Here is a 25,231-nt window from a genome sequence, read left to right as displayed (position 1 = left end):
AAATCCACACCTGCGAATGCAAAATATTCTCAAATAAGAATTTGCGCGGTTATTTGCTCGGTTCGATGTTGATAATGCCGTCCGCCGACGCCACGGTTTTCACCGGTAACAGGGCGGGCAGGGCGTTGAGCAGGGCGTCTGGATCATTCACATCAAGATTGCCCGAGACCTTCAGGTGCGCCACGGCGCTGCTGACCTGCAACGGTGCCTGAGGGCGATACAGGCTCAACTCGTCGATCAGGCTGGCAAGTTCGCGGTTGCGAAACGACAAGTGTCCACTGCGCCAGTCAGCGACCTCCTCGAAGGGAAGTGTTTGCTGCTGCAACGTACCATTGGCATAGCGGTAGATAGCACGTTGCTGGGCGCCAAGCAGCGTGACCGGGCTTTTTGCATCCGGCTCGAAGGCGACCTGGCCATGGGCGACGCTGATCACCAGTTGCTGTTGGCTGCGGCGCACGTCAAAGCCGGTGCCGACCACGCGCACGCTCGCTTCGCCCGCTTGCACGAACAACGGTCGTTCCCTGTCGGCGGCCACTTCGATGTACAGCTGGCCCTTGTCCAGGTGCACGATGCGCTGGTGCGCGGTGAAGTCCACACGCACGCGGGTGTTGGCATTCACATACAAGGTGCTGCCGTCGGGCAGGTTGAGGGTGCGCATGCCTTTGGCGTGCGCCGTTACCTGGGTGTGATACAGCTCGCGGGGCGCGCCGATGTGGGTCGCCAGCACCGCGCACAGCAAGGCGGCGGCCACGGCCAGGGCAGGGCGCCATACCGACGGTTTGCGCTTGGGCAGCGTCGCGGGCTTGTTCAGTTGCTGTAACTGGGCCAGGTCGGCCCACAGTTGCTCGAATTCGGCATAGGCGCGGGCATGGGCGGGCTCGGCCTGCCAGGCGGCAAACGCTTTGCGCTCGGCGCGCCCCATATCATTGCGGTTGCGGGCAAACCAGCTGGCGGCTTGGGCATCGATGGCGTCGCTGGCTTCGATGTCCAAGAGCTCGGTGTCGCTCAGGCGATTCATTCTGGCTGCTCCGTGCCGGGTTCTTGTTGAAGGCGTCGCTTGCAATGCAGCAGGGCAAAAGCGATGTGCTTTTCCACCATGCTGGTGGAAATGCCCATGCGCTCGGCGATCTGCGCCTGGCTCAAGCCTTCGAAGCGGTGCAGCATAAGGGCTTCTCGCCGGCGGGGCGAGAGTCCGGCGAGGACTTCTTTCAACTGTTCCAGTCGTTGCAAGCGTTGCGCGGCGGCCATGGGGTCGTTTTGCTCGTCGGTGACAGGTTCCGCGTCCATAGCGGCCTGATCAACGTGAACGGAGTGCCGCACCTTCTGTTTGCGCCAGTGATCACGCAGCAGGTTGCGCGCCATCTGGAACAGAAACGCCCGTGGCTGCTCGACCTTGGCCCGGTCGCGGTAGTCCAGCCACTGGGTAAAGACATCCTGCGTCATGTCCGCCGCGTCGCTGGCGTTGTCCGTGCGTCTGCGCAGGAAATACAGGATATCTGTATAAAATCCGCGAAAGGCATCGGCCGACAACGGGTCGGGCTTGGGACGAGACATGGATATCCTTCTTGACGAAGCACGATTTGGAAAGGTCGCGAATGATATCGAGAATTATTGTTATTTGTCTCCCTGTAACAGATGTCCTCAGTCAAAAATCTGGAGACGTTCCCGTGGGAGCATGATCGGCACGCCGATGCTGTCGCCAATCGCTGCATAGTGGGCGAGGATTTCCGCTTCGCTGAGCTTCCAGTAAGACGTCGGCAGCACCATCACTGCATCGGCGCCATTGGCTTCGGCGTAGCGGGCGCGGCGTACGGCCTTCGCGGTGGTCAGGTCGCAGACGCTGACGATGGTCGGTACGCGCGCGGTGATCTGCCAGGCCAGGCCGGAGTCGTGGCCGTTTTCGAACAGGATGCGACACGTGAGCGCCAGCTTTTGCCGGTCGGTCCACGTATTATCCGCCAGGGTGTTTTGCATCTGGACCAGTGCCTGCAGGCGCAGTGCTGGTGTTCGTTCACAGCGCCGAAGAGTGACGCGATCCTGATTTGAAATGCAGTCCAATGTGGGAGCGGCGGTGCGACGATTCGACTTGCTCGCACAGTTGATCTTCTTCGTTCAGGGGATCAGCGTTCGACAGGCACTGACAGCGCCGTATTACCCAATGGATGCGTGCGCGCCGCGAAGAACTTCAGTTCAATTCCAGAGCCGTCAAACAACGCTGAATACCGCCGTTTCTGCTGGCGTATAAACCCATCGCTGCGCCCCGAAACCGAGATCGCCAAAGTCGTCAGCGTTGCCTGGCGAATCGCATCCACCAGATGCTTATCCTGCGACCCCAAGTCATGGCCAAAGATGCACAGCGCGCCCTCATGCGTCAGCAACTGCTCATAGCAAAACGACAGATAGTCCGAGCTGCGGATGGTCTTGAGCTTCTCCTCAACCTTGCCTTCGCTGACAAACAGCGGCACATCATCGAGGGTCTTGATCGTGTTGTTGATGGCAAAACTGCTGAGCAACGTGCTCTCGGTGGTCGGCAATTTGCGCGCGGTGCCATCAAGGTTGCGCACCAGGTGCAGGCCGCCATGCAGGTAGAGGATGCGCGTGGCGTCGGTGCGGGTGTTGCGCAGGTCGAAGCTGGCGTCGGCACTGCGAAACAAGTCGTCGATGCCCGGCGTGTGCAGGATCGCCCAATAGTTGAGCAAGTCGTAGTTACTGGTGAACACCGTGGCGTAATTGGCCAGTTCGCTGTTGATCGTCGCCAACGTAGACGGCTGCACCAGTCGCCACGGGATATGCACGGTGTGGATCGTATTGATCAAGGCTTCCTTGATCGCGTAATAGCGGTTACGCGGCGCCGCCGAGCTCACCGCCAGGGCCTTGTTGACTCGACTGGTGGTTTTCAACGCTCCGAGCGCCTGCTCGAAACTGCGGGTTTGCAGGGCATCGAACACACTGAGCTCGGAGGGGCTTAGGGGTTTTTCTTCGATGGTGCGCGCGTTTTCGAACAGCGAATCGTAAGCAAAGTCTTCCCAAATCGCTCGGCTTGCGCCGTTGCCGATCAGAATCCCGCTGAAGTCGGTGCTGCTGCGCAGTGCGCTCCAGTCTTCAAGGTGGGCGTCAATATCCTGGAAATCCTTCATTGCGGCGGGTCTACTCGAAATCGGCTGGACGGTGACTTTATCACGAGCGGGCGTTGATCCTGGTCAAGATGGCGTAGGCGACTGAGGTCGATGCTGTAGGCATAAACGTCATCCGAGGATTCGCCATGAGCAGCACCTTCTTCATTCCCGCCGTCAACATCATGGGCACCGACTGCCTCGACGAAGCCATGATCGCCATTCGCAACTACGGCTTTCACAAGGCACTGATCGTCACCGACGCCGGCCTGGCCAAGGCGGGCGTCGCGAGCATGATCGCCGAGAAACTGGCGATGCAGGACATCGACTCAGTGATCTACGACGGCGCCAAGCCCAACCCCAACGTGGAAAACGTCGAGAAAGGCCTGGCGCTGTTGCAACAGAGCGACTGCGACTTCGTGGTGTCCCTGGGCGGCGGCTCTCCCCATGACTGTGCCAAGGGTATCGCCCTGTGCGCCACCAACGGCGGGCATATCGGCGACTACGAAGGCGTCGATCAGTCGAGCAAACCGCAACTGCCACTGGTGGCCATCAACACCACCGCCGGCACCGCCAGCGAGATGACCCGTTTCTGCATCATCACCGACGAAACCCGCCACGTGAAAATGGCCATCGTCGACCGCAACGTCACACCGCTGCTGTCGGTCAACGACCCGAGCCTGATGGTCGGCATGCCCAAGGGCCTCACCGCTGCCACCGGCATGGACGCGTTGACCCATGCCATCGAAGCCTACGTGTCCACCGCCGCCACACCCATCACCGACGCCTGCGCGATCAAGGCCATCGAACTGATCAGCGCCAACTTGCGCCTGGCCGTACGCGACGGAAGCGACAAGGCTGCACGGGAAAACATGGCCTACGCGCAGTTCCTCGCCGGGATGGCGTTCAACAATGCATCGCTGGGTTTTGTCCACGCCATGGCGCACCAGTTGGGTGGTTTCTACGACCTGCCCCACGGCGTGTGCAACGCGGTGTTGCTGCCCCACGTACAAAGCTTCAACGCCAGCGTCAGCGCCAAACGCCTGAGCGACGTGGGCCGCGCATTGGGCGCCGACATCAAGGGCATCACCGACGAAGAGGGCGCACAAGCCGCCATCGCCGCGATTCGTAGCCTGGCCTCGGACGTTGAAATCCCGGCGGGCCTGCGAGAATTGGGCGCCAAGTTGCAGGACATTCCGCTGCTGGCTACCAATGCGCTCAAGGATGCCTGTGGTTTGACCAACCCACGGCGGGCGGATCAGCGTCAGATTGAGGAGATCTTTCGTAACGCGTTCTGAATGGGGTAGTTATGAGCTGCAAGCGGTAAGCTACAGGCTGAACTGCATTCAACTTGAGCTTGAAGCTTGCGGCTTGCCGCTGAGGTCCCCCTATGAGAGTTCTGCTATTCGGCGCCACCGGCATGGTCGGTCAGGGCGTGTTACGCGAGTGCCTATTGGCCGCCGACGTTCAGGAAGTCATCGCCGTGGGCCGCACGCCCTTGACCCAGGAACACGGCAAGCTGCATCAGGTGTTGCACGGCGACATGCTGGATTTCCAGCCCTTGGAAAACCTGCTGCAAGGTTTTGATGCGTGCTTCTTCTGCCTCGGCGTTTCGTCGGCAGGGATGAATGAAACCAAGTACACCCGCCTCACCTATGACCTCACCCTGGTCGCGGCCAGCACCCTGGCGCGGCTCAATCCGCAGATGACCTTTATCTATGTATCCGGCGCCGGTACCGACAGTTCCGAGGCGGGTAAGTCGATGTGGGCGCGGGTCAAGGGCAAGACCGAGAATGCCCTGCTGCGCCTGCCGTTCAAGGCGGTGTATCTGTTTCGGCCGGGGGTGATCCAGCCCTTGCATGCTGTGCGCTCGAAGACGCCGTTGTACCAGACCTTCTATTCGGTGCTTGGGCCGTTGTTGTCGTTTGTCCGGCGGATAAAACCGGGTTGGGTGATAAGCACCGAGACCGTCGGCCGGGCTATGTTGCAGGTGGCGAGTCATGGTGCGTCGCAGCAAGTGGTGGAGCAGGCCGAGATCAATCGGTTGGCCAGCGAGCGTCGCTGATGATGCACAAAGGCCTGGTGCGTCGGCTGGACCTGATCACGCTGCAATTGTTTGTCGCGGTCTTTGAGGAAGGTACGCTGACCCGTGCCGCCAACCGTGAAGCCATTGCCGTTTCGGCTGCCAGCAAGCGCTTGATGGAACTGGAACAGGTGCTGGGCGTAAGCCTGTTTGTGCGGCGGGCCAAGGGCATGGAGTTGACCGCAGCCGGCGAAACCCTGTTGCACCATGCACGGCAGATGCTGTTCAACGTCGAAAAAATGGGCCTGGAACTGGGCGAACACAGCCACGGCGTGCGCGGCTATGTGCGGATGCTGGCCAATCTGTCGGCGATCATTCAGTTCCTTCCTGAAGATTTGCGGGACTTTTCCGAGCAGCACCCCGAAGTGAAAACCGACTTGGAAGAGCGCCCCAGCAACGGCGTGGTGCAAGGCGTTCTGGATGGCGTGGCGGACCTGGGGATTTGCTCCATTGACACCGACACCAAGGGCCTGCCGAGCGTGACGTATCGGCACGACAAATTGGTCGTGCTGATGCCGGCGGATCATCCGCTGGCAACCCGAGAAACCCTGGCATTTGCCCAAACCCTGGACAGCGATTACGTCGGCCTGCACGCCGCCAGCTCCATCAATATGCGCACCCACGCCGCCGCGCGCGAGGCGGGCAAGATGCTGCGCCTGCGCATTCATGTGCCGGGGTTTGATGCGATGTGCCGGATGGTCCAGGCGAATATGGGGATTGGCATCCTGCCGCAAAAGGCCTATGAACTTTTCGGTCGCGCGTTGGGGTTACATGCCGTGCCGTTGACGGATGACTGGTCGGATCGCAGCCTGATCCTGGTGGTGCGTGATGAGGCACAGCTGTCGCCGGTCAGCCGGCTGTTGTTCGAATATCTGCGCAAGATGCCGGTGTAAGCGAACTACAGTGTTCGCATTTCGCGAACGCGCCTTGCCAACTGACGGTTGGATTTTTTCTGCACCGGCCCTCTAGTCTTGGCGACACATTCCAAGAATAAGAGGTACACCCCATGACGGCTCCCCTGAACGGTATCAAGGTGATCGAGATCGGCACCCTGATTGCCGCGCCGTTCGCCGCCCGGCTGATGGCCGAGTTTGGCGCCGAGGTGATCAAGATCGAAGCCATGGGCCAGGGTGATCCGCTTCGCAAATGGCGAAAGCTGCACGAAGGCACGTCGCTGTGGTGGTACCTGCAATCGCGTAACAAGAAGTCCCTTGCGTTGGATCTCAAGTCGCCAGAAGGGCTGGACTTGATCAAGCAACTGCTCGGCGACGCCGACGTCCTCATCGAAAACCTGCGCCCCGGCGGCCTGGAAAAGCTCGGCCTGGGTTGGGATGTACTGCACGCCCTCAACCCCAAGCTGACCCTGGTGCGTATTTCTGGCTATGGCCAGACCGGGCCTTATCGCGACCGCCCTGGCTTCGGTGCCATCGGCGAGGCCATGGGCGGCATTCGCTACACCACCGGCAACCCGGATTCGCCGCCCGCGCGGGTCGGTGTGAGCCTCGGTGATTCCCTGGCTTCGTTGCACGGCGTGATCGGCGCGCTGATGTCGTTGTTGCGGGTCAAGACGGGGCAGGGCGATGGGCAGATTGTCGATGTGTCCCTGGCCGAAAGCGTGTTCAACCTGATGGAAAGCCTGGTGCCGGAATACGACATGCTCGGCCATGTGCGTGAACGCAGCGGCGGCGCCTTGCCGGGCATTGCGCCTTCCAATACCTACCTGACGGCCGACGGTGCCTATGTGGTGATTGCCGGCAACAGCGACCCGATCTACAAACGCTTGATGACCACCATCGGCCGCGCCGACCTGGCTGAAGCCCCAGAATTCGCCCACAACGATGGCCGCGCAGCCAAGAGCAGTTTGCTCGACGCCGCGATCACTCACTGGACCAGCAGCCTGCCCATCGACCAAGTGCTCAGCGCCCTGGAGGCCGCCGAAGTGCCGGCCGGGCGTATCTATTCGGTGGCGGACATCGTCAGCGACCCACACTACCAGGCGCGTGACATGTTGCTCACTGCCGAGTTGCCCGGCGGTGTGTCAGTGAAGATGCCCGGCATCGTGCCCAAACTCTCGCAAACCCCGGGCGGCGTGAATTGGCAGGGCCCGACCCTGGGGCAACACACTGACGAAATTCTCGGCAGCCTGGGCCTGGCCGGCGCTGATATCCAACGTCTGAAAAGCACGGGAGTGGTGCAATGATTTCTGATTATTCCGACCCGCTGATTGTGCAGGAAGTGTCCCCGCGCGACGGCCTGCAAATCGAGCCGACCTGGGTCGAGACGGCCGACAAAATCGCCCTGATCGACCAGCTTTCCCTCGCGGGCTTTTCACGGATTGAGGCCGGTTCATTTGTCTCGCCCAAGGCCATCCCGGCATTGCGTGATGGCGAGCAAGTGTTCCAGGGCATCAAGCGCAAGCCAGGTGTCATCTATGTGGCGTTGATCCCGAATCTCAAGGGGGCGCAGCGCGCTATCGCGTCTAGCGCCGATGAACTGAACCTGGTGATGTCCGCCAGCCAGACCCACAACCTGGCCAATATGCGCATGCGCTGCGAGGCGTCGTTGGCGGCGTTTGGCGATATCGTCAGCGTTGCCGCCGACCACCCGGTGAGGCTCAACGCCAGCATCGCCACCACCTTTGGTTGCCCGTTCGAAGGCAAGATCGACGAAGACTGCGTGCTGAAGATTATCGAGGCCTATCAAGCGCTGGGCATCAAGGGCATCAGCCTGGCCGACACCACGGGCATGGCCAACCCGCGTCAGGTGGCGAGCCTGGTCAAGCGTGTGTTGCAGCGCATAGCTGCCAGTGACCTGACCCTGCATTTTCACAACACCCGCGGCCTGGGTTTGTGCAATGTGCTGGCGGCTTACGAGGCTGGTGCCCGTCGTTTTGACGCGGCGCTCGGTGGCTTGGGCGGTTGCCCGTTTGCGCCGGGGGCATCGGGCAATATCTGCACCGAAGATTTGGTCAACCTCTGCGAGGAAGTCGGCATTCACACCGGTATCGACCTGCCGCACCTGCTGCAAATGTCCCGCCGCTTGCCGGCCTTGTTGGGCCACGAACTTCCTGGCCAGGTGGCGAAGGCAGGGCGCAATTGCGACCTGCACGCGCCGCCGGCCTACATCGCCACGTTGTAACGCTACACCAGACAACAAAAACAATTGGGCGCCTGTGAGCAGCCCGCTGGAGAGAAACCATGAGCACTAATACGTTGGAGGCCGGCGCGCGCCCGGCTGCTGAAATCGATGCCGAAAAAGCCCTGGTCAGCAAGGTCGCCTGGCGCCTGATGCCGCTGATCATGGTGTGCTACCTGTTCGCGTTTTTTGACCGGATCAACATCAGCTTCGCCAAGTTTCAGTTGCAAGCAGACCTGAGCCTGAGCGACACCGCCTACGGCCTGGGCGCCGGTTTGTTTGTGGTGGGGTATGTGATCTTCGAAGTGCCGAGCAACATGATGCTGTACAAGGTCGGCGCGCGGCGCTGGATTGCGCGGATCATGATGTCGTGGGGCCTGGCGACGGCGGCCATGGTGTTTGTCACCGCCGAATGGCAGTTCTATGGCCTGCGCTTCATCATCGGCGCGATGGAGGCGGGTTTCGCACCTGGCGTGCTGTATTACCTGACCCTGTGGTTCCCGCAGCATTTCCGTGGGCGCATCACCTCGATGCTATTTCTGGCTTCGGCTTTTGCGGGCCTGGTGGGCGCACCGTTTTCCGGCCTGGTACTGGAACACCTCGACGGTGTGTTGCAGATGCGCGGCTGGCACTGGTTGTTCCTGCTTGGCGGCTTGCCGTGCATCGGCCTGGGGTTCCTGGTGCTGACGCTGCTCAAGGACCGTATCGAAGACGCCCATTGGCTGACGCCGGCGGAGAAAGCGTTGCTGTCGAGCCGTATCGCCAAGCATGAGCCGAACCAGCACGGTGGCTCGTTGCTGTCGGCAATCCGTATTCCGGGGTTCCTGATGCTCGGCTTTATCTACTTTTTGATTCAGGTGGCGTCGTACGGCCTCAACTTCTGGGCACCGCAACTGATCCGCAGCGCGGGCACCCAGAGCCCGGTGATGATCGGCCTGCTTACGGCGATTCCTTATGTTTGCGGCGCCATCAGCATGGTGGTGATCGGGCGACTATCGGACGCTACCGGCGAGCGTCGCAAGTTTGTCTGCGGCCTGGTGGTACTCGGTGCGGTGGGCTTTTTCAGCGCCGGGTTTTTCGCCGACCACACCACCTTCCTGATCATTGCCCTGGGCATGTTGGGCGCTGGCATCATCGCGTCGATCCCGACCTTCTGGACCCTGCCACCCAAGTTGCTGGCGGGCGCCGGCGCAGGCGCGGCGGGCGGTATTGCGGTGATCAACACCCTCGGACAGTTTGGTGGGATTGTCAGCCCGGTGATGGTGGGGCGCATCAAGGACCTCACCGGCAGCACCACCCCGGCGCTGTATGTGATCGGCGTGTGCGCGCTGTTGGCGGCGGCGCTCTTGCTGTGGGGCCTGCCGCAAAAATTGCGCACCCTCGATAAGGGTTGATCAACCCGTCGTTGCCAGAGCGGGGGCGGGTGTGGCGCTGAACTGAATCAACGCCACGCCGCCGATTAACAACAACGCCCCCAGCACGCGGGGCGTTGTCAGTTGGCGCTCAGCCAGGCCGAACAGGGCAAAGTGATCAAGGACCAGCGACGCAAGAATCTGCCCGGCCATGGCCAACGCGATAAACCCCGAGGCGCCGAGCTTAGGCAATAACATCAACGCCAGGGAAATAAAGCACACGCCGAACGCGCCACCCGCCCACATCCACAGTGGCGCCTGGGTGATAAACGTCAGGCTCGGCAGCGGCAGACGCATCGCCATAATCACCGGCAGCAACACGATGATGCTCACCAGCAACGACGCCAGGGTGGCCCACAACGGGTGGCCGAGCCCGCGCCCGAGCGTGGCGTTGATCGCACTCTGAAACGGCACCACGGCCCCGGCAATCAAGGCCAGCGCCAATAAACCTACCCAATGCAACGTTGTCATTTCGACTCTCCCAGAGGTTTTGCTGGACTCTAGGTTATTCGTCACGCAAATTTAAATTCCAAGTTCTTATGGTGAACATGCAGCTGATGAATGATCTGCGCCGCATCGACCTCAATCTGTTGGTGATCCTTGACGCCTTGCTCAGCGAGCAACACGTCACCCGTGCCGCCGAGCGTCTGCACCTGAGCCAACCGGCAGTCAGCCATGCGCTGGCGCGCTTGCGTGACCTGCTCGGCGATCCGCTGCTGGTGCGTCAGGGCGGTAGTTTGGTGCCGACCGCTCGCGCGCTGGAATTGGCCACGCCACTGGCTGAAGCCCTGGCTCAGGTGCAAGCCCTGCTGGCGCCGAATCGCTTTGAGCCGGCATCGGCCAAGCGCAGGTTTCGTGTGGCAATGTCTGACTACAGTGCGGCGATTTTCCTACCCGATCTGGTGCGTACGCTGCGCAGTGAGGCGCCGGGTATCGATCTGCAAATCATCCAGGCCAGCCGTGAAGGCATGGTGGAGGGGGTGCTCAATGGCGACCTCGACCTGGCCGCCGGCGTGTTTCCCGACATGCCCGCCGAACTGCGTACTACGCCGTTGTTCGAAGAGCACTACACCTGTCTGGTGGACCGCAGCAGCCTCCCGGAGCGCGGCACGCTGGATTTGCCCGCCTACCTGTCACGTCCGCACGTGTTGTTGGAGATGCGCGGCAGCGGCACGCCGGAAATCGAGCGAGCGCTGACAGCGATTCGTGAGCGTCGGCATGTGGCGATCAGCCTGCCGCATTGGGGCGTGGCGCCGCAGTTGATACGGGGCACGGACCTGATCCTTACGGTGTCGTCCCGAGGCTTGCTCGATATCGATCATCAGCACTTGCTGGCGGTGCTGCCACCGTTTCATATTCCGTCGTTTGCATTTGAATTGGTGTGGCATGCGCGGCGGGGTGGGGATTCGGGGTTGCAGTGGTTGATTGGGCAGGTGCAGGGTGTATTGTCCGAAGATCACCGCTGACAGGAAAAACAACATGCTCTCAGGCTTTAACCACCTGACCCTGGCCGTCACCGATCTGGATCGCAGCGTCCGCTTCTACCATGAGCTGTTGCACCTTCAGCTCGACGCCACATGGGACGCCGGCGCCTACCTCTCACTGCCGGGTTTATGGCTGTGTTTATCGCTGGATCCATTGCGCGACGCGAATCCAGCCGCCGATTACACCCACTATGCGTTTACCGTCGCTGCGGCTGATTTCGCGGCGCTGATCGAGCGCCTGCGAACGGTTGATGTTGAAGAGTGGCGCGACAACCGCAGTGAAGGCGCTTCGTTCTATTTCCTCGACCCCGATGGCCACAAGCTCGAAGCCCATGTCGGCGACCTGGCCTCACGGCTACACGCGTGCCGCGAAAAGCCTTATGCCGGAATGACGTTTTACCCGTAGGGCGGGCACGTGCGTAAACGCTTAAGCGCACGTGTTGGCAGGTCGTGCAGGCAGCAAACCAGCTGGATTCGAAGATGACCGTTCGTCGCACTGAAAAGTTTTTTCTAAACCTTTGCTGCCCTGAAAATTCGAATTAAGGGCGGGCTGTGTTCTCCCGCACCTATTCTTGCCCTGGAGGAACCCATCATGAGCCGCATGGCTATCCGGTTACGCACCGCCAGTTTCGCGATGCTGCTGGGTCTCGGCGCCAGCAATGCTTTCGCCCAGTCGCCTGCTGAATTCATTGAGCAGGCTTCGGCCAAAGGTATGGCCGATATCGAAACCAGTCGCATGGCCCACGCCAAAACGTCGTCCCAGGAAATCAAGGACTACACCATTGAGGTGATCAACGAGCGCACCCTGGCCAACCAGCATCTGGCGGCCATCGCCAAGAAGCTCGATCTGCCTGTGGCCCCGCGGGAGAAAATCGTCGATAAAGCCGAAACGCTGATGCCTGAACTCAAGGACGGCGACTCTTTTGATGCGGCGTACACCGCGCAACAGGTGAAGGAAAACGAAGACGCCATCGCCCTGTTCAAACGGGAAGGCGCGGCATCGGATGTACCTGAAATAAAAGCCTTGGTGGACGAGACGCTGCCTAAGTTGGAGGAGCGTTTGCATAAAGCCCGTGCGTTGGCTTCGACCCATGCTAAAGGTCATCAAGGCGACGGCTGAATCCGTCACTTGAAATGAAAAACGGCGGTTGGATGTTCTCCAACCGCCGTTTTTCATGCCTGGTTCAAATCAGTTTTATTCGGTCCAGGCCGTCCAGACTGAGCACAGCGTTTTGAGCATCCTTGGACACGCGTAGCAGTTCATCGATCTTGATATGCAGGATGTCGTTGTCGCGGTTCTGCGTGTTCTGGATCAGGAACACCATCAAAAACGTGATGATGGTGGTCGAGGTGTTGATGATCTGTTGTCAGGTGTCGTTGTAGTGAAAATACGGCCCGCTCAGGCTCCACGCCACCGGCGCGTAGAACGTGCGTGGGCTGCCCGCCCAGCGGGACAGGGATTGGGAGACTGTGGAGAATTTTATGACCGGTTTCCTTGGTAGGGGGTGATGAAAGACTGGACCGCAGGAATTCTCTGAAATTTCTTTCTACATTTAGCCCGGTGAACAACGTTGTACGTTTTTGTCGGCGGCTGTTTTTAGAAGGCTAATTGCGCCTGGCCCGTGCCTTCCAGTGCCAGCAAATACTGCTTGGCTTGCAGCCCCCCGGCGAACCCGGTCAGCCCGCCCGACGCACCGATGACGCGATGACAGGGTGCAATGATCGAGATCGGGTTCCGGCCATTGGCAGCACCCACCGCACGCACTGCTTTTGGGTTGCCGATCTGTTCGGCAATCTGGCTGTAGCTGCGGGTTTCGCCGAAAGGAATGGTCAGCAGCGCTTGCCAGACTTGTTTCTGGAAGTCGGTGCCATCGAAGTCCAGTTCCAGCTCGAATCGGTTACGGCTACCGGCGAAGTATTCCTTGAGTTGGCGTTCGGCTTCCAACAGCACCGGGCTGTCATTGGCCTCGTGCAACTCACCCAGGCGCACACGGTTGGCGCGCTCTGTTTCCCACAGGATGGCGCCGAGTTTGCCATTGCGCGCCACCAAGGTGAGTTGGCCCACAGGGGAGGGCATGACCTTGTATTCATAAGGCATGGGCATAATCCTTGATGCTGTATGGAGTCATTATCCGTCTTGCGAACCGTGGGGGAACCTTGTTTCTTGCGGTGTAATTCTACGCCCGCTAAAAGCGCCAGTGAATCCAATTGCCCGACCCATAGACCCAGGAGACCAGGTAGACAAACCAGACTATCGAGGGCGTTGACAGTGCGACGAGTGAGCCAAGATTGAGTAGCGCGATGATGGCCGCGCCGATTGCCAGTCCTCGACCAGCGTGCTGCCTTGCGTACCACGCGCCATAGATAGACCCGGCAACTGCCGCTATCAATACAAAACGGCCCAGGCCTATCGTGGGAATAGGCATCAGTGGGGCCGCAGTGGGATGATCAGCACCAGCCCTACGACTTTTCTAAAGACCTGCGTTGGCGTTTTTTGTCCGCACGCGAGCATCCTGCTGTGTCCTGTTCTGGTTAAGGTTTCCCATGGTGATAGGCGAACTTTCTCGTCCCTGTAGGAATGAGCTTAATCAATGCCCTGCTGAAGCACTTCCACGCTCCAAGCGGAGTTTTCATCGCCGGTCGATATTGCGATGGGGTAGTGCATCGTTTAGCCCTCAAAAGGGTACTTACTGTAACCACCAACGTTCGGTGATCAACGCCACGATCCCCATTTGTTTTGAACGAACTTTCCGATAGCGGCGAGTGAATCAGCTTTGGACAGTTGATGCGTTATCCAGCCCGCACCACCTCATCAATCACGCTCATAAAGGCTCGGATCGATAAGTTCTGTTCCTCCTTTCGAGTCAGCACCAACAACGGTGCATACGCATCCCCCTCTATCAACGGCCTGTACGTCACGCCTTTATTCATCAGGCTCTGCGTACACGTCGGCACCAACGCCACACCTTGCCCAGCCGCCACCAGCGCGATGATAGAGGTGATCTGCCGCCCAGTCGGTCCAAGCCGTAAAGGCTGGCCGTGGCGTCGGTAAAGTTGCTCGATGGACTGGTTGAGCCCCGATCCATAATCCGCAGGAAACATAATCACTGGATAGGCGCTGAGCTGCGCCAGGCTGACGCTTGGCAGACTGGCCAAAGGGCTTTCACTGGACACTGCTACGACCAGCCTTTCTTCACCCAACGACAGCACTTGCACCTCTTGGGCTTGCGGCAGCAGGCGACTCAACCCGATATCCAGCCGCCCATCCGCCACTTGTGCGCCCAGGCTGCCGGAGGCGCACTCCACCAAGGTCAGCTGAACGTCGGGAAAACGCTGCGCAAACGCCTGGATCGTCTGGCTGAACAGGTCCGACAGGGCGATGGAGCTGACGTACCCCAAGGCCAGCTGCCCGGCGGTGCCCGTAGCCAGTTTGCTGGCAATCACCTGCGCCAACTCCACCTGCTCCAACACGCCGCGCGCGTAGGGCAGGAATGACCGCCCTTGAGCCGTGAGGGTGACGCTGCGGCTGGTGCGATCAAACAGCTTGAAGCCCAGCTCGGTTTCCAGCGCCGAGATCTGCCGGGTCAGCGGTGGCTGAGCCAGATGCAGGCGAATGGCCGCGCGACCGAAGTGCAATTCTTCAGCTACCGTCAGAAAGTACCGCAGCTTGCGTAGATCGAGCATCCTGATCCTTGGGTATCGATCGGTTCGAAATCGGTATTGGTTTAAGATCCGCCGGCCATTCTATAAAGACCTCACAAAATAAAACGAGAGGTTTCATGAAACCGCGCCTGCATTGTGCCCGCCTTGCCCTGTTCCTGTGTGGCTGCGCGGCGTTCCTCAACCTCTATGCCACCCAGAGCATTCTGCAGACCTTTGCCGCGCAGTTTCAGGTCAGTGCCAGGGCGGCGGGATGGAGTATCACCGTGACGACGCTGGCCGTGGCGATCACTGCACCGTTTGTCAGCCGACTGACCGGGCGCTTTGAGCAACGCACGGTGATCAGCGCGGCGGCTTTGCTGTTGGCGGTGCCGGCGCTGATGACCGCCTACGCCGACAGTTTTGCCGAAGTGCTGGTGTGGCGGTTCGTCGAAGGCATGTTGATCCCGGTGGTGTTTGCCACCAGCGTGGCTTACATCGGCGACCGCTGGAGTGGCGGCACGGTGACGGAGGTCACCAGCCTGTATGTGGCAGGCACCGTACTGGGTGGGTTTGCCGGGCGTTTTGTCACGGGTGTGATGACTGAATACGTGGGCTGGCGCGAAGCCTTCGAGTTGCTGGCGGTGCTGAGCCTGATGGTGGGTGGGTTTATCCCGTTCTTGTTGCCGATCAGTCGTGTGCGAACGGCGAAGGTTAAAACCGCTTTCTCGGCCGTTTTTCGCAAGCCCTTGCTGGCTGCTTACGCTGTAGGTTTTTGCGTGTTGTTCTCCCAAGTCGCAGCGTTTACCTACGCCGGTTTGTACCTCGGATTACCGCCATTCAACTTGGGGCCTGCGGCGTTGGGCACGCTTTACACCGTGTTCCTGCTGGCGCTGGTCGTGATCCCCATCGCCGGTCGCCTCAGTAAAGCCCGGCCTCACGCCGAACTGCTGAGCGTGGCTGCGGTGCTGGGCATCACCGGCTCAGCGCTGACGTTAGTGCCTTCCTTGTGGTGCATCGTCGTGGGCCTGGCGCTCAGCTCCACCGGCGTATTCCTCGCCCAGGCAGCCGCCAATGCGTTCACCACCGCTACCGCCCGTGACAACAAAGCGGGCGCCGTGGGCGTGTACCTCACGTGTTATTACCTGGGCGGAAGTTGCGGTGCGATTGTGCCGGCTTTGATCTGGGAACGCTGGGGCTGGGCCGGGTGTGTGGCGCTGGTTATGACCTTCCAGGTATTGACCTTGCTGATTGCCCTGACCGGTTGGAAACCCCTTAAAGCTGAACCGATCCCAATACCATGAACGATACCGTCGAGGTGCCTGCTGCCGTATCATCAACCCGCCGTCGCACGCTGATCGCCGGCTGCGGTGCGCATGCCGTGCATGACGGCCTTACCGATGTCATCTACGTGCTGCTGCCGATCTGGCGGGCGCAGTTCGCGCTTTCCTACGCATAAATCGGACTGTTACGCGGAGCCTATTCCGGGATGATGGCGGCGTTCCAGCTCATGGCCAGTCGCGCGCGCGAAGCGTTGGGGGCGTGTACCGATGCTGGTGAGCGGAACCACGCTCGCGGGCGTGGCTTACTTGTTGGTGGGCCAGGCCAGCGGACTGGCGATGTTATTGCTGGCGCTGCTGTTGGGTGGGTTGGGCGCCAGCACCCAACAACAGCTCGCCTCCTCAATGATCAGCGACGCCTACGAGGACGGTGGTGGGATCAAGCAGGCGCTGTCTCAATACAACTTCAGCGGCGATATCGGCAAAACCCTGATCCCCGGACTGGTTGGCCTGCTGCTTACGGTGATCAGTTGGCGCGCGAGTGCCACGCTTCTTGGATTGCTGGGTTTGGCGGCGGCGGGGTTGTTGTGGTGGCTGATTCCTACACAAGTATCCGAATCTGACTCCACAAAAAAGACCAAACCCCACAGCGGAACCGGCTCCGTCAGAGGCCTGCGCGCCCTGATTCTTACGGGCACCCTCGACAGCGGCGTGCGCATGGGTTTCCTCACGTTCCTGCCGTTTCTGTTGCAAGCCAAGGGGGCTGGCACCGCCGGTATTGGCGTGGCCCTGACGCTGCTGTTTATCGGTGGCGCATTCGGCAAATTGCTCTGCGGTTATCTTGGCGCGCGCATCGGCATGATGAGGACGGTGTGGCTGACGGAAAGCAGCACGGCGTTGCTGATCATTGCCGCCGTGTATTTGCCGCTGACCGGGTTGATGGTGATGCTGCCGTTGCTGGGCCTCGTGCTCAATGGCACGTCCTCAGTGTTGTATGGCGCCGTGCCGGACCTGGCCGGCGCGGGGACGCGGGAGCAGGCATTTGCCGTGTTCTACACCGGCACGATTGGCGGCGGGGCGCTGGCGCCGGTGGTGTTTGGTGGGGTGGGGGATGCGTTAGGCGTGCCGGTGGCGATGATGGTCTTGGCGGGGGGGTTGATAGTGACGTTGCCGTTGGCGTGGGTGGTGCAGCGGGGGATGGTTGAGTCGGAGTGATGTTCGCAATTACAAAATGAGTAATCTATCCATTCGATCATGCACGATACGAACGATCTCAATTCCATACGTGCCGATCTGAAAATAGAGCGTCTGTCTCTCCACGCGATAGTGGCGGTATCCCGGGCTGATCTCGTCGCAGGCTGGGGCGATCTTTGGCTGTTGCGCTAGCTGCTCGAACGCTTTCGTCACACTATCTATATAGCGGTTAGCCTGTTCTACGCTCCACGCCTGAGCGCTATAGACCCATATGTTTTCAAGATCACGCTCTGCCGCAGGTGTAAGACGGTATTCAGCCATATGTCTTTAACATTCTTCTCTTGAACTCATCGGGGTTGAATGGACGAGGTTCGCCGCTGGACTCACCCTCCCTCAACGCTGCGCGGATTGATTCAATTTCAGCGCTGCGTTCTTGTTCTCGCCTTATCAAATCGCGGATGTATTCACTGTCATTGGTGTAATGACCCGCTTCTATCTGCGCTTTGATCCAGCCGTCTTGCTGGTCGGTAACGGTGATGGTTTTTCGTACGGTTCCCATGGGAGCGCCTCTAGTCCAAAGAGTGACAGGGGAACGCTATCATACTATTGGTGCGAAATCGCGTGTATGGGATGGCCGACGTTTCACCGCGGGCCGATGCCGAAGGTATTTTCTAAAGGTCTTGCTTCGATGAGGTTCAGGAGGATGATGCGAACGGGCGGATGATTTCAAATGATCTTTAAAGGTTTGTATTACTTGGAGTTGCAGTTGGATTTTGGTTATGCACAGGCGTGTGAACAGCTTGCGCCATTGCCTACACAACGATCAGACTCGTCCGAGTTGTGCGTCTTGGGCGGCCTCTTTAAGGTTCGTTTGCCGCTGCCCATCAGCGGTCGGGTTTAGTAGCCCGTTGAAAATTTATCCGGCGTACGGCTGTCCTTACTCTCAGGCACTTTCATGCCTGTGCTTATTGGTAGCTGTGCGTAGGGCGTCTTCGGGCGCGCCGGTTTTTTCGGATGAATTTTCCCGGTCTACTAACCTCCGTACAGCTGCCACCCTTACGCCTCGGGTGGTGGTCCTTACCGAGGATCAAAAGATGTGCAATGACCCCTGTAACCCCTCCGTAAAACTGTTCAGCGTCCGTCCGGACGTTAACACCGAAGGGTTACTCGCCAACGCCTACGAAACCATCGCCGGCGCGGGCGCCATGACCAATGAGTTCGCCGAAACCCTGCCTTCCCAACAGCGCTACCTGGCCCTTGCGATTCAGCAAATGATCGAGTTGGGACTGATGCTGGTGGAAGCGGCGCAGGACCGCGTGGATCAAGCCGCGCAGGGCCGTTCGCGCACTGCATAGGCTTGCCTTCCCAGGCCGCCCATACCAAGGGGGAGGGAAGCCAAAAAATGCATAGCGCTTTAAAGAGATGAGGTCAGCGAAAACGGAATGCGCAACGCGCCAATCGGCCCTTCCCGAACACCGCACATTTCATCGTGCACGCACTGCTGCACCAGCACGCAGGGAAACGGCGGAACCCGTTGTAACAGGTCGCGCAAGTGCGTCGTAGAGCCGATGCGCATCGGCTTGGCATCATCGTCGAGCAATGTCATTTCAGCGTCATCCAGCCTGACACGCGCGATGTAGAACCCACCCTCCAGCGACAGTAACTCCAGCTCGCGAATTTCACCTTTTACCGCCAATTCAGTCAGCATGTGTATATTCATGATTGAGCCTCACTGCGAGTTATTTATTGGCGACGAAAGAACAACGTGACCTGCCCCCATTCGACGCCGAACTTGGTCATGCTGGAGCGGTTGATCAAGGTGTTCTCGTCCATCAGGTACATCCAGTCATCAAAGCTCACCTCGTAGACCGAGCCGTCCACCGGTAGGTTGAGGCGGTAGCGCCAACGCAGTGCGTTACCCGCCACTTCGCCGATTGCCTCGCCGACCACATCACCCGCTCGGCCCTTCCAGCGCCCCGGGCCATCCGGTGTCAGCGTCCACACGCGTTGTTGACGTGTGCCATCGCTGTACAGGAAGCGTTCGTCGAGAATCAGGGCGTTCCCCTCGCGTCGGCTGGCTATGTTCACTTCAAAGCGCTTGGCGACCTCCCCGGAACGCTTTTGGAAAATCCCCCAGGCCTTGACGGGCTTGCTGAAGAAACGCTCCAAATCCAGTTGCGGCTGCTGGTCAGCGTAGTGCTCGACCTCGACGTTGGCGCAACTGCTCAAACTCAATATCAGCAACAATGAAACCAGTAGACGAGTCATTGCCCAGCTCCGTGATCGCGCGCGGCGAATTGCCAGCGTGTTGAATAGATACTTGTACAGAAATATAGATTTGTACAGGTTTGCGCGACAGGAATAACGGATACCTCAAATCGCAGGCATAAAAAAACCGGCCTTACAGGACCGGTTTTTTTGTTTCCCCATCAATAAAAGACCTGACGCGGAACGAGAATTCGAGTGGAGCGGGTAGAGGGAATCGAACCCTCGTCGGAAGCTTGGGAAGCTACTGTTCTACCATTAAACTATACCCGCTCAGAGCGGCTGACTTTGTACCAGATGTTCGCCAGGATTTGAAGTTTTTCTTCAAAAATGTGTGAGTTACAAGCGCAGCTGCTGACTTGCCCGCGATACCGGCACCTGTGTGTGTCAGTCACACTTCGGTGATGCTATCGCAGGCAAGCCGGCCCCCATACAAGCTCGCGCCTACAGTGGTTCTGATTTCAGATCGCGAAGGCATGCTGCGTCTGGCCTTGGTGATACCGCAACCGGCTGACCTGCCGCTCAGGTTTCAGAAAGCCCACCACCGCATCCCGACTGTCGCGGCACGCCGCCTTGTGCTCCATATCCAGAAAATGCCCGGTCGCCTGAATGGTGCTGAAGCTGCTGTTAGCCACGTACTGACCAAATAGCTTGGCATCCTGGGCGCTGGTGTATTCGTCCCATTCGCCGTTCACAAACAACACGGGAACGGCGATTTGCCTGGCCGCTTTGACGTAACACAGCCGGTCACTGTTCAGCACGTGGCTGATGTGAAAGTGCATCTGCCCGTATTCATGCTCGGCCAGGTTGCTGACGTGTTTGTAGTTGAAGCGTTTGAACAGCGACGGCAGGTGTTTGCCGATGGTGCTGTTGACCAGATGGCCGACGCGGTCGCGGTCGAGGTTGCCGAGGTAGTCGACGCCGCGTTCAAGGTAGTCGTGCATGGGGGCGTTGATCACCGGCGAGAACGAACTGATCACGGCCTTTTCAACCCGACGAGGGCGATGGGCGAGGGCAACCAGCGCGGCGGCGCCGCCCCAGGAAAATGACAATACGTGTTCGGCGGCGAAGTGGTCGATAAGCTCCAGCAGAATCTGGCCTTCGACTTCCTTTGTCAGCATCTGCTCATGGCGATTATGGATTTTGGAGCGGCCAGCGTAGGGCTGGTCGTACAAAACCACATTGAATTGCGGGTACAGGCTTTTCACGGTTTGAGCGAAGGATGCCGTGGTGGCCATGGAGCCGTTGACCAGGATGATGGTCTTTTCAGCAGCGTCCGCGCGATAGAACTCCGTGTAAACCCGATACTGACCCTGTATATCCAACACAGCGATTTCTGGCCTCATGTCGTAAGACTCCTGGCAAGCGGGTAGGGCGCGCAGGTAACTCTGCACGAGCTTTGTGACAGGTAGGCATACGCCTTGAAGTGGGAGGCCCATGTCGATCCGATGACGGCTGGCCGACGGGTGTTGTTATGGCGGGCTGTTTGCCGGGAAGGCCCGTAGATCAAGCGCGGGCGGGGCAATGTGTTTCTTGGAGGTTATAGGCGACTCGCCAGTCATATTTAAACTGGTGATCCTGATTCAAGCAGCAGAGGTTCCATCCCGCAAGGCGATGAGCCGATTTTTTGTCACCACCGGCCGAACGGTCGTCAGACTTGTCGGATTTCGTCGTCAGTCAGCGCCCGATACTCGCCTGGCGCAAGGGCAGCATCCAGCACCAAATGGCCCATTTGCTCGCGATGCAGGCCGATCACCCTGTTATCAAAGTGCCCGAACATGCGCTTCACCTGGTGGTAGCGCCCTTCGATTATGCTGAGACGAGCGGTTCTCGGCCCAAGCAGTTCCAGCTCTGCGGGTTGCGTGGTCAGGTCTTCGAAAGCGAAATACAGGCCTTTGGCAAAGGTAATCGCGTACGCAGGGCTGATGTCTTGCTCGGTCTCTACCCGGTAGACCTTGGGCAACTTGGTTTGCGGTTGCGTCAGTCGGCGCGACCATTGGCCGTCGTTGGTGATCAGCATCAGCCCCGTAGTGTTGAAATCCAGGCGGCCGGCGATGTGCAAGTCGGCTTTGTCGGGCTCATTCAATAAATCCAGGACGGTCGGGTGTTGCGGGTCTGCCGTGGCGCTCACACAACCCTGGGGCTTATGCAGCATGAAGTAGCGCGCGGGTTTACCCGCCTGCAGCACTTCATCGTCGACGCAGACGCGGCTGAATTCGCGCACCTCATGATGAGGATCGTTGACTGCCACGCCATCGACCGACACCCGTCGTTCCACCAAGAGCAAACGCACTTGCTGGCGATTGAAGCGCGGCAGGTTACTGAGGAAACGATCAACCCGCATTACGTCGGCTCTGCCCCGCGTAATTGCTCATCCACCCTGGCACAGCGCGGGCACAAGCAGGCCTTGTTGCGCAATTCATCGGGCAGGGCCTGGAGCACGGCCGGGTCGATGGTGACGCTGTAGCACCAGCAGGCCCGGTCGACCGTACGTGGGTCAGCCAGGGTACAGTCGTTGCGGGCGCCGCAGGCAGGGCAGAGGGTTGGCGTGGTCATCGGCAGGTTCGGGCTTGGATCAGGCAAGGTTCCGGAGAATTCCGGTGTGCCTTGCACGATACAGGGCCGACTCCGCACAGGCTACTTAGAGCTGGAACTTGCTGACCAATGCATTGAAGGACGTGGCCAGGCGCGACAGGTCCTGGCTGGCGGCATTGGTCTGGTTGGCACCGGCGGCCGTCTGGGTGTACAGGTCCTGGATATTCAGCAGGTTGCGGTCTACTTCGCGGGCCACCTGGGCTTGCTCCTCCGATGCGGAGGCGATCACCAGGTTGCGTTCATTGATCATCGCCACACTGGCGGTGATGCGTTGCAGTGCTTCACCGGCGTTTTGCGCCAGGGCCTGGGTATTGTTGGCCCAGGTCAGGCTCTTGTTCATTGCCGCGACCGCACCATCAGCGCCGACTTGCACTTCGCCAATCATTTTTTCGATGTCGACCGTGGAGATCTGAGTGCGATGCGCCAGTGCACGCACCTCATCGGCGACCACTGCAAAACCGCGACCTTGCTCGCCCGCGCGGGCCGCTTCAATGGCGGCGTTGAGGGCCAGCAGGTTGGTCTGGTCGGCGATGCCACGGATCACATCGATCACCTTGCCGATTTCCCGCACTTGCCCGGCGAGATCTGCGACCGATTGCGTGGAATCGTCGATTTCACTCACCATCGAACTCATGCCGGACACGGCCTGTTCGACTTGCTGGCGACCGTCCTCGGCCTCGCTGGTGGCCTGGCGCGAAGCCTCTGAGGTCGATACGGCGTTGCTCGCCACTTCGTCCACCGCAGCGGTCATCTGGTTCACGGCCGTAGCGGCCTGTTGGATCTCATCATTCTGACGGGTCAGGCCACGGCTGCTTTCATCGGTGACCGCACTCAATTCTTCGGCGGCTGAAGCGAGCTGGTCGGAAGCGTTGGCGATTTCCATCAGGGTGCTTTTCAAGCCGCCCTGCATATCCGCCAGTGCCATCAGCAATTGCCCGGCTTCGTCGGTGCGTTCGGAGAGGATGGCCTGGGTCAGGTCGCCCTTGGCAATGCGTTGTGCGCTTTCCACAGCCTGGGCGATAGGGCGGGTGATCAGGCGGGTGATCAACACCCCAATGGTGATGGCAATGATGAAGGCCAGGACAATGCCACTGATCATCCACGCCAACGCACTGCCGCGCAGCTCATCGGCGGCGACGACGCCTTCCTTGATCTGGCGGTTATTGGATTCGATCATCACGCGGATCAACTCGCGCGCCTCACGGAAGAGCCTCCCTGGCTTCGAGCGATATCATCGCAATTGGCAAAGTTTCGAGCTAGCTAAATTTACTGAAACGTTAAAGTGCGCGCAGATGTATCAAGCTGTTGCGAAAACGCACCAGATTCGGTTTTTGATGTCAGATATTTCGTCATTCAGTGAAAGCTGAATGCCGCCCTTCAGCGTCGCTGGAGGTGCTCTTCCGCGGTCCAGGAGGCCGCCATGTATCGACGACTGCTGCTCAGTGCTTTACTCGGTCTGACCCTTTCTGCCTGTGTGCCCTATTACGATGGAGGCCAGAGCTATTACCGTTCTGAGGTCTACACCTCACCGGCGCCGGTGTACTACTACGGCGGTGGCGCGGCGTATCCTTACCGCCGTGACTATTACCCTTCGCCGCGCTATTACGCGCCCCAACCGCGTTATTACTCGGCACCGCGTTATTACCAGCCTGCGCCGCGCTATTACGGGCCGCGCGCCGGTTACCGGCCTTATCCGAATCAAGGCTGGGGTAGCGACCGTTGGGGTAATGGCGGGCATGGTCGCGGTTCCGACCACGGAGGTGGTCGCGGCGGTCACCGTTGACAGACCCGCATGGCAAGCGGCGCATGAAGCGCCGCTTTTTTATGGGCGCCAATAATCAGTAATCAGACAAGTCAGCCAGCGGATGGCGGCCTTCCCACGCCTTATTGAAATGCGCCTGCACCACCGTTTCTGGGACGGTATTGATATCGGGCCAATGCCAATGGGGCGTCTGGTCCTTGTCGATCAGTCGCGCACGCACGCCTTCGCTGAACTCCGGGTGGCGGCAGCAATTGAGACTAAGGGTGTATTCCATCTGGAACACTTGGGCCAGGGACAAATGCCGGGCGCGCTGGATCTGCTCCCATACCAGATGGGCGGTCAGTGGGCAGCCCTCGGTCAGCGTTTCGCCGGCACGGCTGAACAACGGATCGGCGTGCTCACGCAGTCGGCTCAAGGCGCGCCAGGCACAACGCACATCGCCCACGTCCAACCATTCGTCGATCTGTGCGCGCCGCGGCAGCCATTGCGCTTCGGGTTTCTGATCGACGGCTTCCTGAGCAAGCGCTTTGAGCAGGCTATTGAGTTGCACCGAGGTCTGTTCCTGCCAGTTCAGTTGCAGCAGGCCATCCAGCAGTTCGTCTTGTTGATCGTCGCGCAGGAAGCGGTCGGCCAGGCCAAGGTCCAAGGCGTCGCGACCGTTGATGTGCGCGCCGGTCAGGCCAAGGAACAAGCCGAGTTTGCCCGGCAGGCGCGACAGGAACCAGCTAGCGCCCACGTCCGGATACAAGCCGATACTGATCTCCGGCATTGCCAACCGGCTGCTCGGGGTGACGATACGCACCGACGCGCTTTGCAGCAGGCCCATGCCGCCGCCCAGTACATAACCGTGGCCCCAGCAGATCAGCGGTTTGGGGTAGGTGTGCAGGCGGTAGTCGAGGCGGTATTCCGCGGCGAAAAACTGCGCAGCCAATGGCGGCACCTCGCCGGGATGTTCACGGCAGGCCTGGGCCAGGCTGCGTACTTCGCCGCCAGCGCAAAACGCCTTGGGGCCGTTGCCACGCAACAGCACACACACGATGTTCGGGTCCTTGGCCCAGGTGTCCAGGCGGTCGCCGAGGGCGAGGATCATTGGCAAGGAGAGGGCATTGAGGGACTGTTCAGCATCGAGGCTGGCGATGCCGATGCGGGCACCGTCGCTGCCGGTTAGCTCTTCGAAGTGCAGGTTCATCGTGACCTCAAGCGAGAAGGTGAAGGATCAGTATGATCGCTTCGTAAGAAAGTGCCGGCGGGGTGTCAGATCAATTGACA

At 59.7% G+C, this 25,231-nt stretch carries 27 protein-coding genes, 1 tRNA gene and 4 pseudogenes; 13 read left to right on the top strand and 19 right to left on the bottom strand.

Features of this window, described 5'->3' with window-relative positions:
- Positions 1–49: 49 nt before the first annotated feature.
- The 4 genes and pseudogenes from AACY30_RS12200 to AACY30_RS12185 form a co-directional block, all read right to left on the bottom strand.
- The gene (locus AACY30_RS12200) at positions 50–1,018 is read right to left on the bottom strand and encodes a FecR family protein (RefSeq protein ID WP_339540388.1); all 969 of its coding nucleotides are present in this window, start codon (positions 1,016–1,018) and stop codon (positions 50–52) included.
- The gene (locus AACY30_RS12195) at positions 1,015–1,554 is read right to left on the bottom strand and encodes an RNA polymerase sigma factor (protein ID WP_339540387.1); all 540 of its coding nucleotides are present in this window, start codon (positions 1,552–1,554) and stop codon (positions 1,015–1,017) included. Before AACY30_RS12195 ends, AACY30_RS12200 begins: the two co-directional genes overlap by 4 nt.
- Positions 1,555–1,671: 117 nt before the next feature.
- A pseudogene (locus tag AACY30_RS12190) lies at positions 1,672–1,974 on the bottom strand (dihydrodipicolinate synthase family protein); the annotation flags it as partial.
- Between the two features lie 146 nt (positions 1,975–2,120).
- A complete protein-coding gene (locus tag AACY30_RS12185; protein WP_339540386.1) occupies positions 2,121–3,137 on the bottom strand; it encodes a DUF4917 family protein in 1,017 nt (338 codons plus the stop codon).
- A 125-nt stretch (positions 3,138–3,262) separates the two neighbouring features.
- Between AACY30_RS12185 and yiaY the strand changes: the two genes are divergently transcribed.
- The 6 genes from yiaY to AACY30_RS12155 all read left to right on the top strand — a co-directional run bounded on the left by yiaY (position 3,263) and on the right by AACY30_RS12155 (position 9,725).
- Positions 3,263–4,411: an L-threonine dehydrogenase gene (gene yiaY, locus AACY30_RS12180; protein ID WP_049709553.1), complete on the top strand. Its 1,149-nt coding sequence runs from the start codon at positions 3,263–3,265 to the stop codon at positions 4,409–4,411.
- Between the two features lie 92 nt (positions 4,412–4,503).
- A complete protein-coding gene (locus AACY30_RS12175; RefSeq protein ID WP_339540385.1) occupies positions 4,504–5,178 on the top strand; it encodes an NAD(P)H-binding protein in 675 nt (224 codons plus the stop codon).
- Positions 5,178–6,089, top strand: coding sequence for a LysR family transcriptional regulator (locus AACY30_RS12170; RefSeq protein WP_339469567.1), 912 nt, complete (start codon positions 5,178–5,180; stop codon positions 6,087–6,089). Before AACY30_RS12175 ends, AACY30_RS12170 begins: the two co-directional genes overlap by 1 nt.
- A 113-nt stretch (positions 6,090–6,202) precedes the next feature.
- Entirely contained in the window at positions 6,203–7,396 is a 1,194-nt protein-coding gene (locus AACY30_RS12165; RefSeq protein ID WP_339438008.1) for a CaiB/BaiF CoA transferase family protein, read from the top strand.
- Positions 7,393–8,334, top strand: coding sequence for a hydroxymethylglutaryl-CoA lyase (locus AACY30_RS12160; protein WP_339540384.1), 942 nt, complete (start codon positions 7,393–7,395; stop codon positions 8,332–8,334). Before AACY30_RS12165 ends, AACY30_RS12160 begins: the two co-directional genes overlap by 4 nt.
- A 59-nt stretch (positions 8,335–8,393) precedes the next feature.
- Positions 8,394–9,725: an MFS transporter gene (locus AACY30_RS12155; protein WP_339469571.1), complete on the top strand. Its 1,332-nt coding sequence runs from the start codon at positions 8,394–8,396 to the stop codon at positions 9,723–9,725.
- Here the strand turns inward: AACY30_RS12155 and AACY30_RS12150 are convergent, their stop codons facing one another.
- Entirely contained in the window at positions 9,726–10,214 is a 489-nt protein-coding gene (locus AACY30_RS12150) for a DMT family transporter (RefSeq protein WP_339540383.1), read from the bottom strand.
- 77 nt (positions 10,215–10,291) lie between these two features.
- Here AACY30_RS12150 and AACY30_RS12145 point away from each other — a divergent pair, with 77 nt between their 5' ends.
- The 3 genes from AACY30_RS12145 (at position 10,292) to AACY30_RS12135 (ending at position 12,347) form a co-directional block, all read left to right on the top strand.
- Positions 10,292–11,209 (top strand): LysR substrate-binding domain-containing protein, encoded by a 918-nt coding sequence (locus tag AACY30_RS12145; RefSeq protein ID WP_445261426.1) that lies wholly within the window; start codon positions 10,292–10,294, stop codon positions 11,207–11,209.
- A 13-nt stretch (positions 11,210–11,222) separates the two neighbouring features.
- Positions 11,223–11,633 (top strand): fosfomycin resistance glutathione transferase, encoded by a 411-nt coding sequence (gene fos, locus AACY30_RS12140; protein ID WP_339469573.1) that lies wholly within the window; start codon positions 11,223–11,225, stop codon positions 11,631–11,633.
- A 186-nt stretch (positions 11,634–11,819) separates the two neighbouring features.
- On the top strand, positions 11,820–12,347 hold the full coding sequence (locus AACY30_RS12135; protein ID WP_339469574.1) for a DUF4142 domain-containing protein: 528 nt from the start codon (positions 11,820–11,822) through the stop codon (positions 12,345–12,347).
- A gap of 70 nt (positions 12,348–12,417) precedes the next feature.
- On the opposite strand, the pseudogene AACY30_RS12130 reads toward AACY30_RS12135, so the two are convergent.
- From AACY30_RS12130 to AACY30_RS12120, 3 genes and pseudogenes are all read right to left on the bottom strand, one after another.
- A pseudogene (locus AACY30_RS12130) lies at positions 12,418–12,711 on the bottom strand (low affinity iron permease family protein); the annotation flags it as partial.
- Between the two features lie 113 nt (positions 12,712–12,824).
- Positions 12,825–13,325: a methylated-DNA--[protein]-cysteine S-methyltransferase gene (locus AACY30_RS12125; protein WP_339540382.1), complete on the bottom strand. Its 501-nt coding sequence runs from the start codon at positions 13,323–13,325 to the stop codon at positions 12,825–12,827.
- Positions 13,326–14,017: 692 nt separating this feature from the next.
- Entirely contained in the window at positions 14,018–14,911 is an 894-nt protein-coding gene (locus tag AACY30_RS12120) for a LysR family transcriptional regulator (RefSeq protein ID WP_339540381.1), read from the bottom strand.
- 95 nt (positions 14,912–15,006) lie between these two features.
- Between AACY30_RS12120 and AACY30_RS12115 the strand changes: the two genes are divergently transcribed.
- Together AACY30_RS12115 and AACY30_RS12110 are read left to right on the top strand one after the other, a co-directional pair.
- The gene (locus tag AACY30_RS12115) at positions 15,007–16,170 is read left to right on the top strand and encodes an MFS transporter (RefSeq protein WP_339540380.1); all 1,164 of its coding nucleotides are present in this window, start codon (positions 15,007–15,009) and stop codon (positions 16,168–16,170) included.
- A pseudogene (locus tag AACY30_RS12110) lies at positions 16,167–17,361 on the top strand (MFS transporter). Before AACY30_RS12115 ends, AACY30_RS12110 begins: the two are co-directional and overlap by 4 nt.
- Positions 17,362–17,370: 9 nt before the next feature.
- Here AACY30_RS12110 and AACY30_RS12105 read toward each other — a convergent pair.
- Together AACY30_RS12105 and AACY30_RS12100 are read right to left on the bottom strand one after the other, a co-directional pair.
- Positions 17,371–17,661, bottom strand: coding sequence for a type II toxin-antitoxin system RelE/ParE family toxin (locus AACY30_RS12105; RefSeq protein WP_339540379.1), 291 nt, complete (start codon positions 17,659–17,661; stop codon positions 17,371–17,373).
- On the bottom strand, positions 17,654–17,899 hold the full coding sequence (locus AACY30_RS12100) for a type II toxin-antitoxin system ParD family antitoxin (RefSeq protein WP_339469579.1): 246 nt from the start codon (positions 17,897–17,899) through the stop codon (positions 17,654–17,656). The genes AACY30_RS12105 and AACY30_RS12100 overlap by 8 nt, the downstream gene beginning before the upstream one ends.
- A 535-nt stretch (positions 17,900–18,434) precedes the next feature.
- Between AACY30_RS12100 and AACY30_RS12095 the strand changes: the two genes are divergently transcribed.
- Positions 18,435–18,695: a DUF6124 family protein gene (locus AACY30_RS12095; protein ID WP_339469581.1), complete on the top strand. Its 261-nt coding sequence runs from the start codon at positions 18,435–18,437 to the stop codon at positions 18,693–18,695.
- A gap of 59 nt (positions 18,696–18,754) precedes the next feature.
- Here AACY30_RS12095 and AACY30_RS12090 read toward each other — a convergent pair whose 3' ends face one another.
- From AACY30_RS12090 to AACY30_RS27450, 8 genes and pseudogenes are all read right to left on the bottom strand, one after another.
- A complete protein-coding gene (locus AACY30_RS12090) occupies positions 18,755–19,060 on the bottom strand; it encodes a DUF6482 family protein (RefSeq protein ID WP_339469583.1) in 306 nt (101 codons plus the stop codon).
- A gap of 23 nt (positions 19,061–19,083) precedes the next feature.
- Positions 19,084–19,608, bottom strand: a complete 525-nt coding sequence (locus AACY30_RS12085) for a DUF3833 domain-containing protein (RefSeq protein WP_339427818.1) — start codon at positions 19,606–19,608, stop codon at positions 19,084–19,086.
- A 196-nt stretch (positions 19,609–19,804) separates the two neighbouring features.
- Positions 19,805–19,878: transfer RNA gene (locus tag AACY30_RS12080), tRNA-Gly, on the bottom strand.
- Positions 19,879–20,066: 188 nt separating this feature from the next.
- On the bottom strand, positions 20,067–20,951 hold the full coding sequence (locus AACY30_RS12075; RefSeq protein WP_339540378.1) for an alpha/beta fold hydrolase: 885 nt from the start codon (positions 20,949–20,951) through the stop codon (positions 20,067–20,069).
- Positions 20,952–21,256: 305 nt separating this feature from the next.
- Entirely contained in the window at positions 21,257–21,949 is a 693-nt protein-coding gene (locus tag AACY30_RS12070; protein WP_339540377.1) for a 16S rRNA pseudouridine(516) synthase, read from the bottom strand.
- The gene (locus AACY30_RS12065) at positions 21,949–22,161 is read right to left on the bottom strand and encodes a cysteine-rich CWC family protein (RefSeq protein WP_339415050.1); all 213 of its coding nucleotides are present in this window, start codon (positions 22,159–22,161) and stop codon (positions 21,949–21,951) included. The genes AACY30_RS12070 and AACY30_RS12065 overlap by 1 nt, the downstream gene beginning before the upstream one ends.
- Positions 22,162–22,246: 85 nt before the next feature.
- Positions 22,247–23,083: a methyl-accepting chemotaxis protein gene (locus tag AACY30_RS12060; RefSeq protein WP_445261429.1), complete on the bottom strand. Its 837-nt coding sequence runs from the start codon at positions 23,081–23,083 to the stop codon at positions 22,247–22,249.
- Positions 23,084–23,104: 21 nt separating this feature from the next.
- Positions 23,105–23,299 (bottom strand): annotated as a pseudogene (locus AACY30_RS27450) (HAMP domain-containing protein); the annotation flags it as partial.
- A 321-nt stretch (positions 23,300–23,620) separates the two neighbouring features.
- On the opposite strand from AACY30_RS27450, the gene AACY30_RS12055 reads away from it, so the two are divergent.
- Positions 23,621–23,983 (top strand): hypothetical protein, encoded by a 363-nt coding sequence (locus AACY30_RS12055; protein WP_339414961.1) that lies wholly within the window; start codon positions 23,621–23,623, stop codon positions 23,981–23,983.
- A 55-nt stretch (positions 23,984–24,038) separates the two neighbouring features.
- Here the strand turns inward: AACY30_RS12055 and AACY30_RS12050 are convergent, their stop codons facing one another.
- Entirely contained in the window at positions 24,039–25,151 is a 1,113-nt protein-coding gene (locus AACY30_RS12050) for an enoyl-CoA hydratase/isomerase family protein (RefSeq protein WP_339471243.1), read from the bottom strand.
- Positions 25,152–25,231: the final 80 nt, after the last annotated feature.

The organism is Pseudomonas sp. RA_5y_Pfl1_P24 (assembly GCF_963970945.1).
In the GTDB taxonomy this organism is placed as follows: domain Bacteria; phylum Pseudomonadota; class Gammaproteobacteria; order Pseudomonadales; family Pseudomonadaceae; genus Aquipseudomonas; species Aquipseudomonas tritici.
The sequence above is the reverse complement of the archived record's forward strand: the minus strand, read 5'-3'. Positions and strand labels throughout refer to the sequence as shown.

Bases quoted from the DNA above. Each gene is read 5' to 3' on its own strand.
- AACY30_RS12200 (WP_339540388.1), bottom strand. From the start codon at position 1,018: ATGAATCGCCTGAGCGACACCGAGCTCTTGGACATCGAAGCCAGCGAC.
- AACY30_RS12195 (WP_339540387.1), bottom strand. From the start codon at position 1,554: ATGTCTCGTCCCAAGCCCGACCCGTTGTCGGCCGATGCCTTTCGCGGA.
- AACY30_RS12185 (WP_339540386.1), bottom strand. From the start codon at position 3,137: ATGAAGGATTTCCAGGATATTGACGCCCACCTTGAAGACTGGAGCGCA.
- yiaY (WP_049709553.1), top strand. From the start codon at position 3,263: ATGAGCAGCACCTTCTTCATTCCCGCCGTCAACATCATGGGCACCGAC.
- AACY30_RS12175 (WP_339540385.1), top strand. From the start codon at position 4,504: ATGAGAGTTCTGCTATTCGGCGCCACCGGCATGGTCGGTCAGGGCGTG.
- AACY30_RS12170 (WP_339469567.1), top strand. From the start codon at position 5,178: ATGATGCACAAAGGCCTGGTGCGTCGGCTGGACCTGATCACGCTGCAA.
- AACY30_RS12165 (WP_339438008.1), top strand. From the start codon at position 6,203: ATGACGGCTCCCCTGAACGGTATCAAGGTGATCGAGATCGGCACCCTG.
- AACY30_RS12160 (WP_339540384.1), top strand. From the start codon at position 7,393: ATGATTTCTGATTATTCCGACCCGCTGATTGTGCAGGAAGTGTCCCCG.
- AACY30_RS12155 (WP_339469571.1), top strand. From the start codon at position 8,394: ATGAGCACTAATACGTTGGAGGCCGGCGCGCGCCCGGCTGCTGAAATC.
- AACY30_RS12150 (WP_339540383.1), bottom strand. From the start codon at position 10,214: ATGACAACGTTGCATTGGGTAGGTTTATTGGCGCTGGCCTTGATTGCC.
- AACY30_RS12145 (WP_445261426.1), top strand. From the start codon at position 10,292: ATGCAGCTGATGAATGATCTGCGCCGCATCGACCTCAATCTGTTGGTG.
- fos (WP_339469573.1), top strand. From the start codon at position 11,223: ATGCTCTCAGGCTTTAACCACCTGACCCTGGCCGTCACCGATCTGGAT.
- AACY30_RS12135 (WP_339469574.1), top strand. From the start codon at position 11,820: ATGAGCCGCATGGCTATCCGGTTACGCACCGCCAGTTTCGCGATGCTG.
- AACY30_RS12125 (WP_339540382.1), bottom strand. From the start codon at position 13,325: ATGCCTTATGAATACAAGGTCATGCCCTCCCCTGTGGGCCAACTCACC.
- AACY30_RS12120 (WP_339540381.1), bottom strand. From the start codon at position 14,911: ATGCTCGATCTACGCAAGCTGCGGTACTTTCTGACGGTAGCTGAAGAA.
- AACY30_RS12115 (WP_339540380.1), top strand. From the start codon at position 15,007: ATGAAACCGCGCCTGCATTGTGCCCGCCTTGCCCTGTTCCTGTGTGGC.
- AACY30_RS12105 (WP_339540379.1), bottom strand. From the start codon at position 17,661: ATGGCTGAATACCGTCTTACACCTGCGGCAGAGCGTGATCTTGAAAAC.
- AACY30_RS12100 (WP_339469579.1), bottom strand. From the start codon at position 17,899: ATGGGAACCGTACGAAAAACCATCACCGTTACCGACCAGCAAGACGGC.
- AACY30_RS12095 (WP_339469581.1), top strand. From the start codon at position 18,435: ATGTGCAATGACCCCTGTAACCCCTCCGTAAAACTGTTCAGCGTCCGT.
- AACY30_RS12090 (WP_339469583.1), bottom strand. From the start codon at position 19,060: ATGAATATACACATGCTGACTGAATTGGCGGTAAAAGGTGAAATTCGC.
- AACY30_RS12085 (WP_339427818.1), bottom strand. From the start codon at position 19,608: ATGACTCGTCTACTGGTTTCATTGTTGCTGATATTGAGTTTGAGCAGT.
- AACY30_RS12075 (WP_339540378.1), bottom strand. From the start codon at position 20,951: ATGAGGCCAGAAATCGCTGTGTTGGATATACAGGGTCAGTATCGGGTT.
- AACY30_RS12070 (WP_339540377.1), bottom strand. From the start codon at position 21,949: ATGCGGGTTGATCGTTTCCTCAGTAACCTGCCGCGCTTCAATCGCCAG.
- AACY30_RS12065 (WP_339415050.1), bottom strand. From the start codon at position 22,161: ATGACCACGCCAACCCTCTGCCCTGCCTGCGGCGCCCGCAACGACTGT.
- AACY30_RS12060 (WP_445261429.1), bottom strand. From the start codon at position 23,083: ATGGAAATCGCCAACGCTTCCGACCAGCTCGCTTCAGCCGCCGAAGAA.
- AACY30_RS12055 (WP_339414961.1), top strand. From the start codon at position 23,621: ATGTATCGACGACTGCTGCTCAGTGCTTTACTCGGTCTGACCCTTTCT.
- AACY30_RS12050 (WP_339471243.1), bottom strand. From the start codon at position 25,151: ATGAACCTGCACTTCGAAGAGCTAACCGGCAGCGACGGTGCCCGCATC.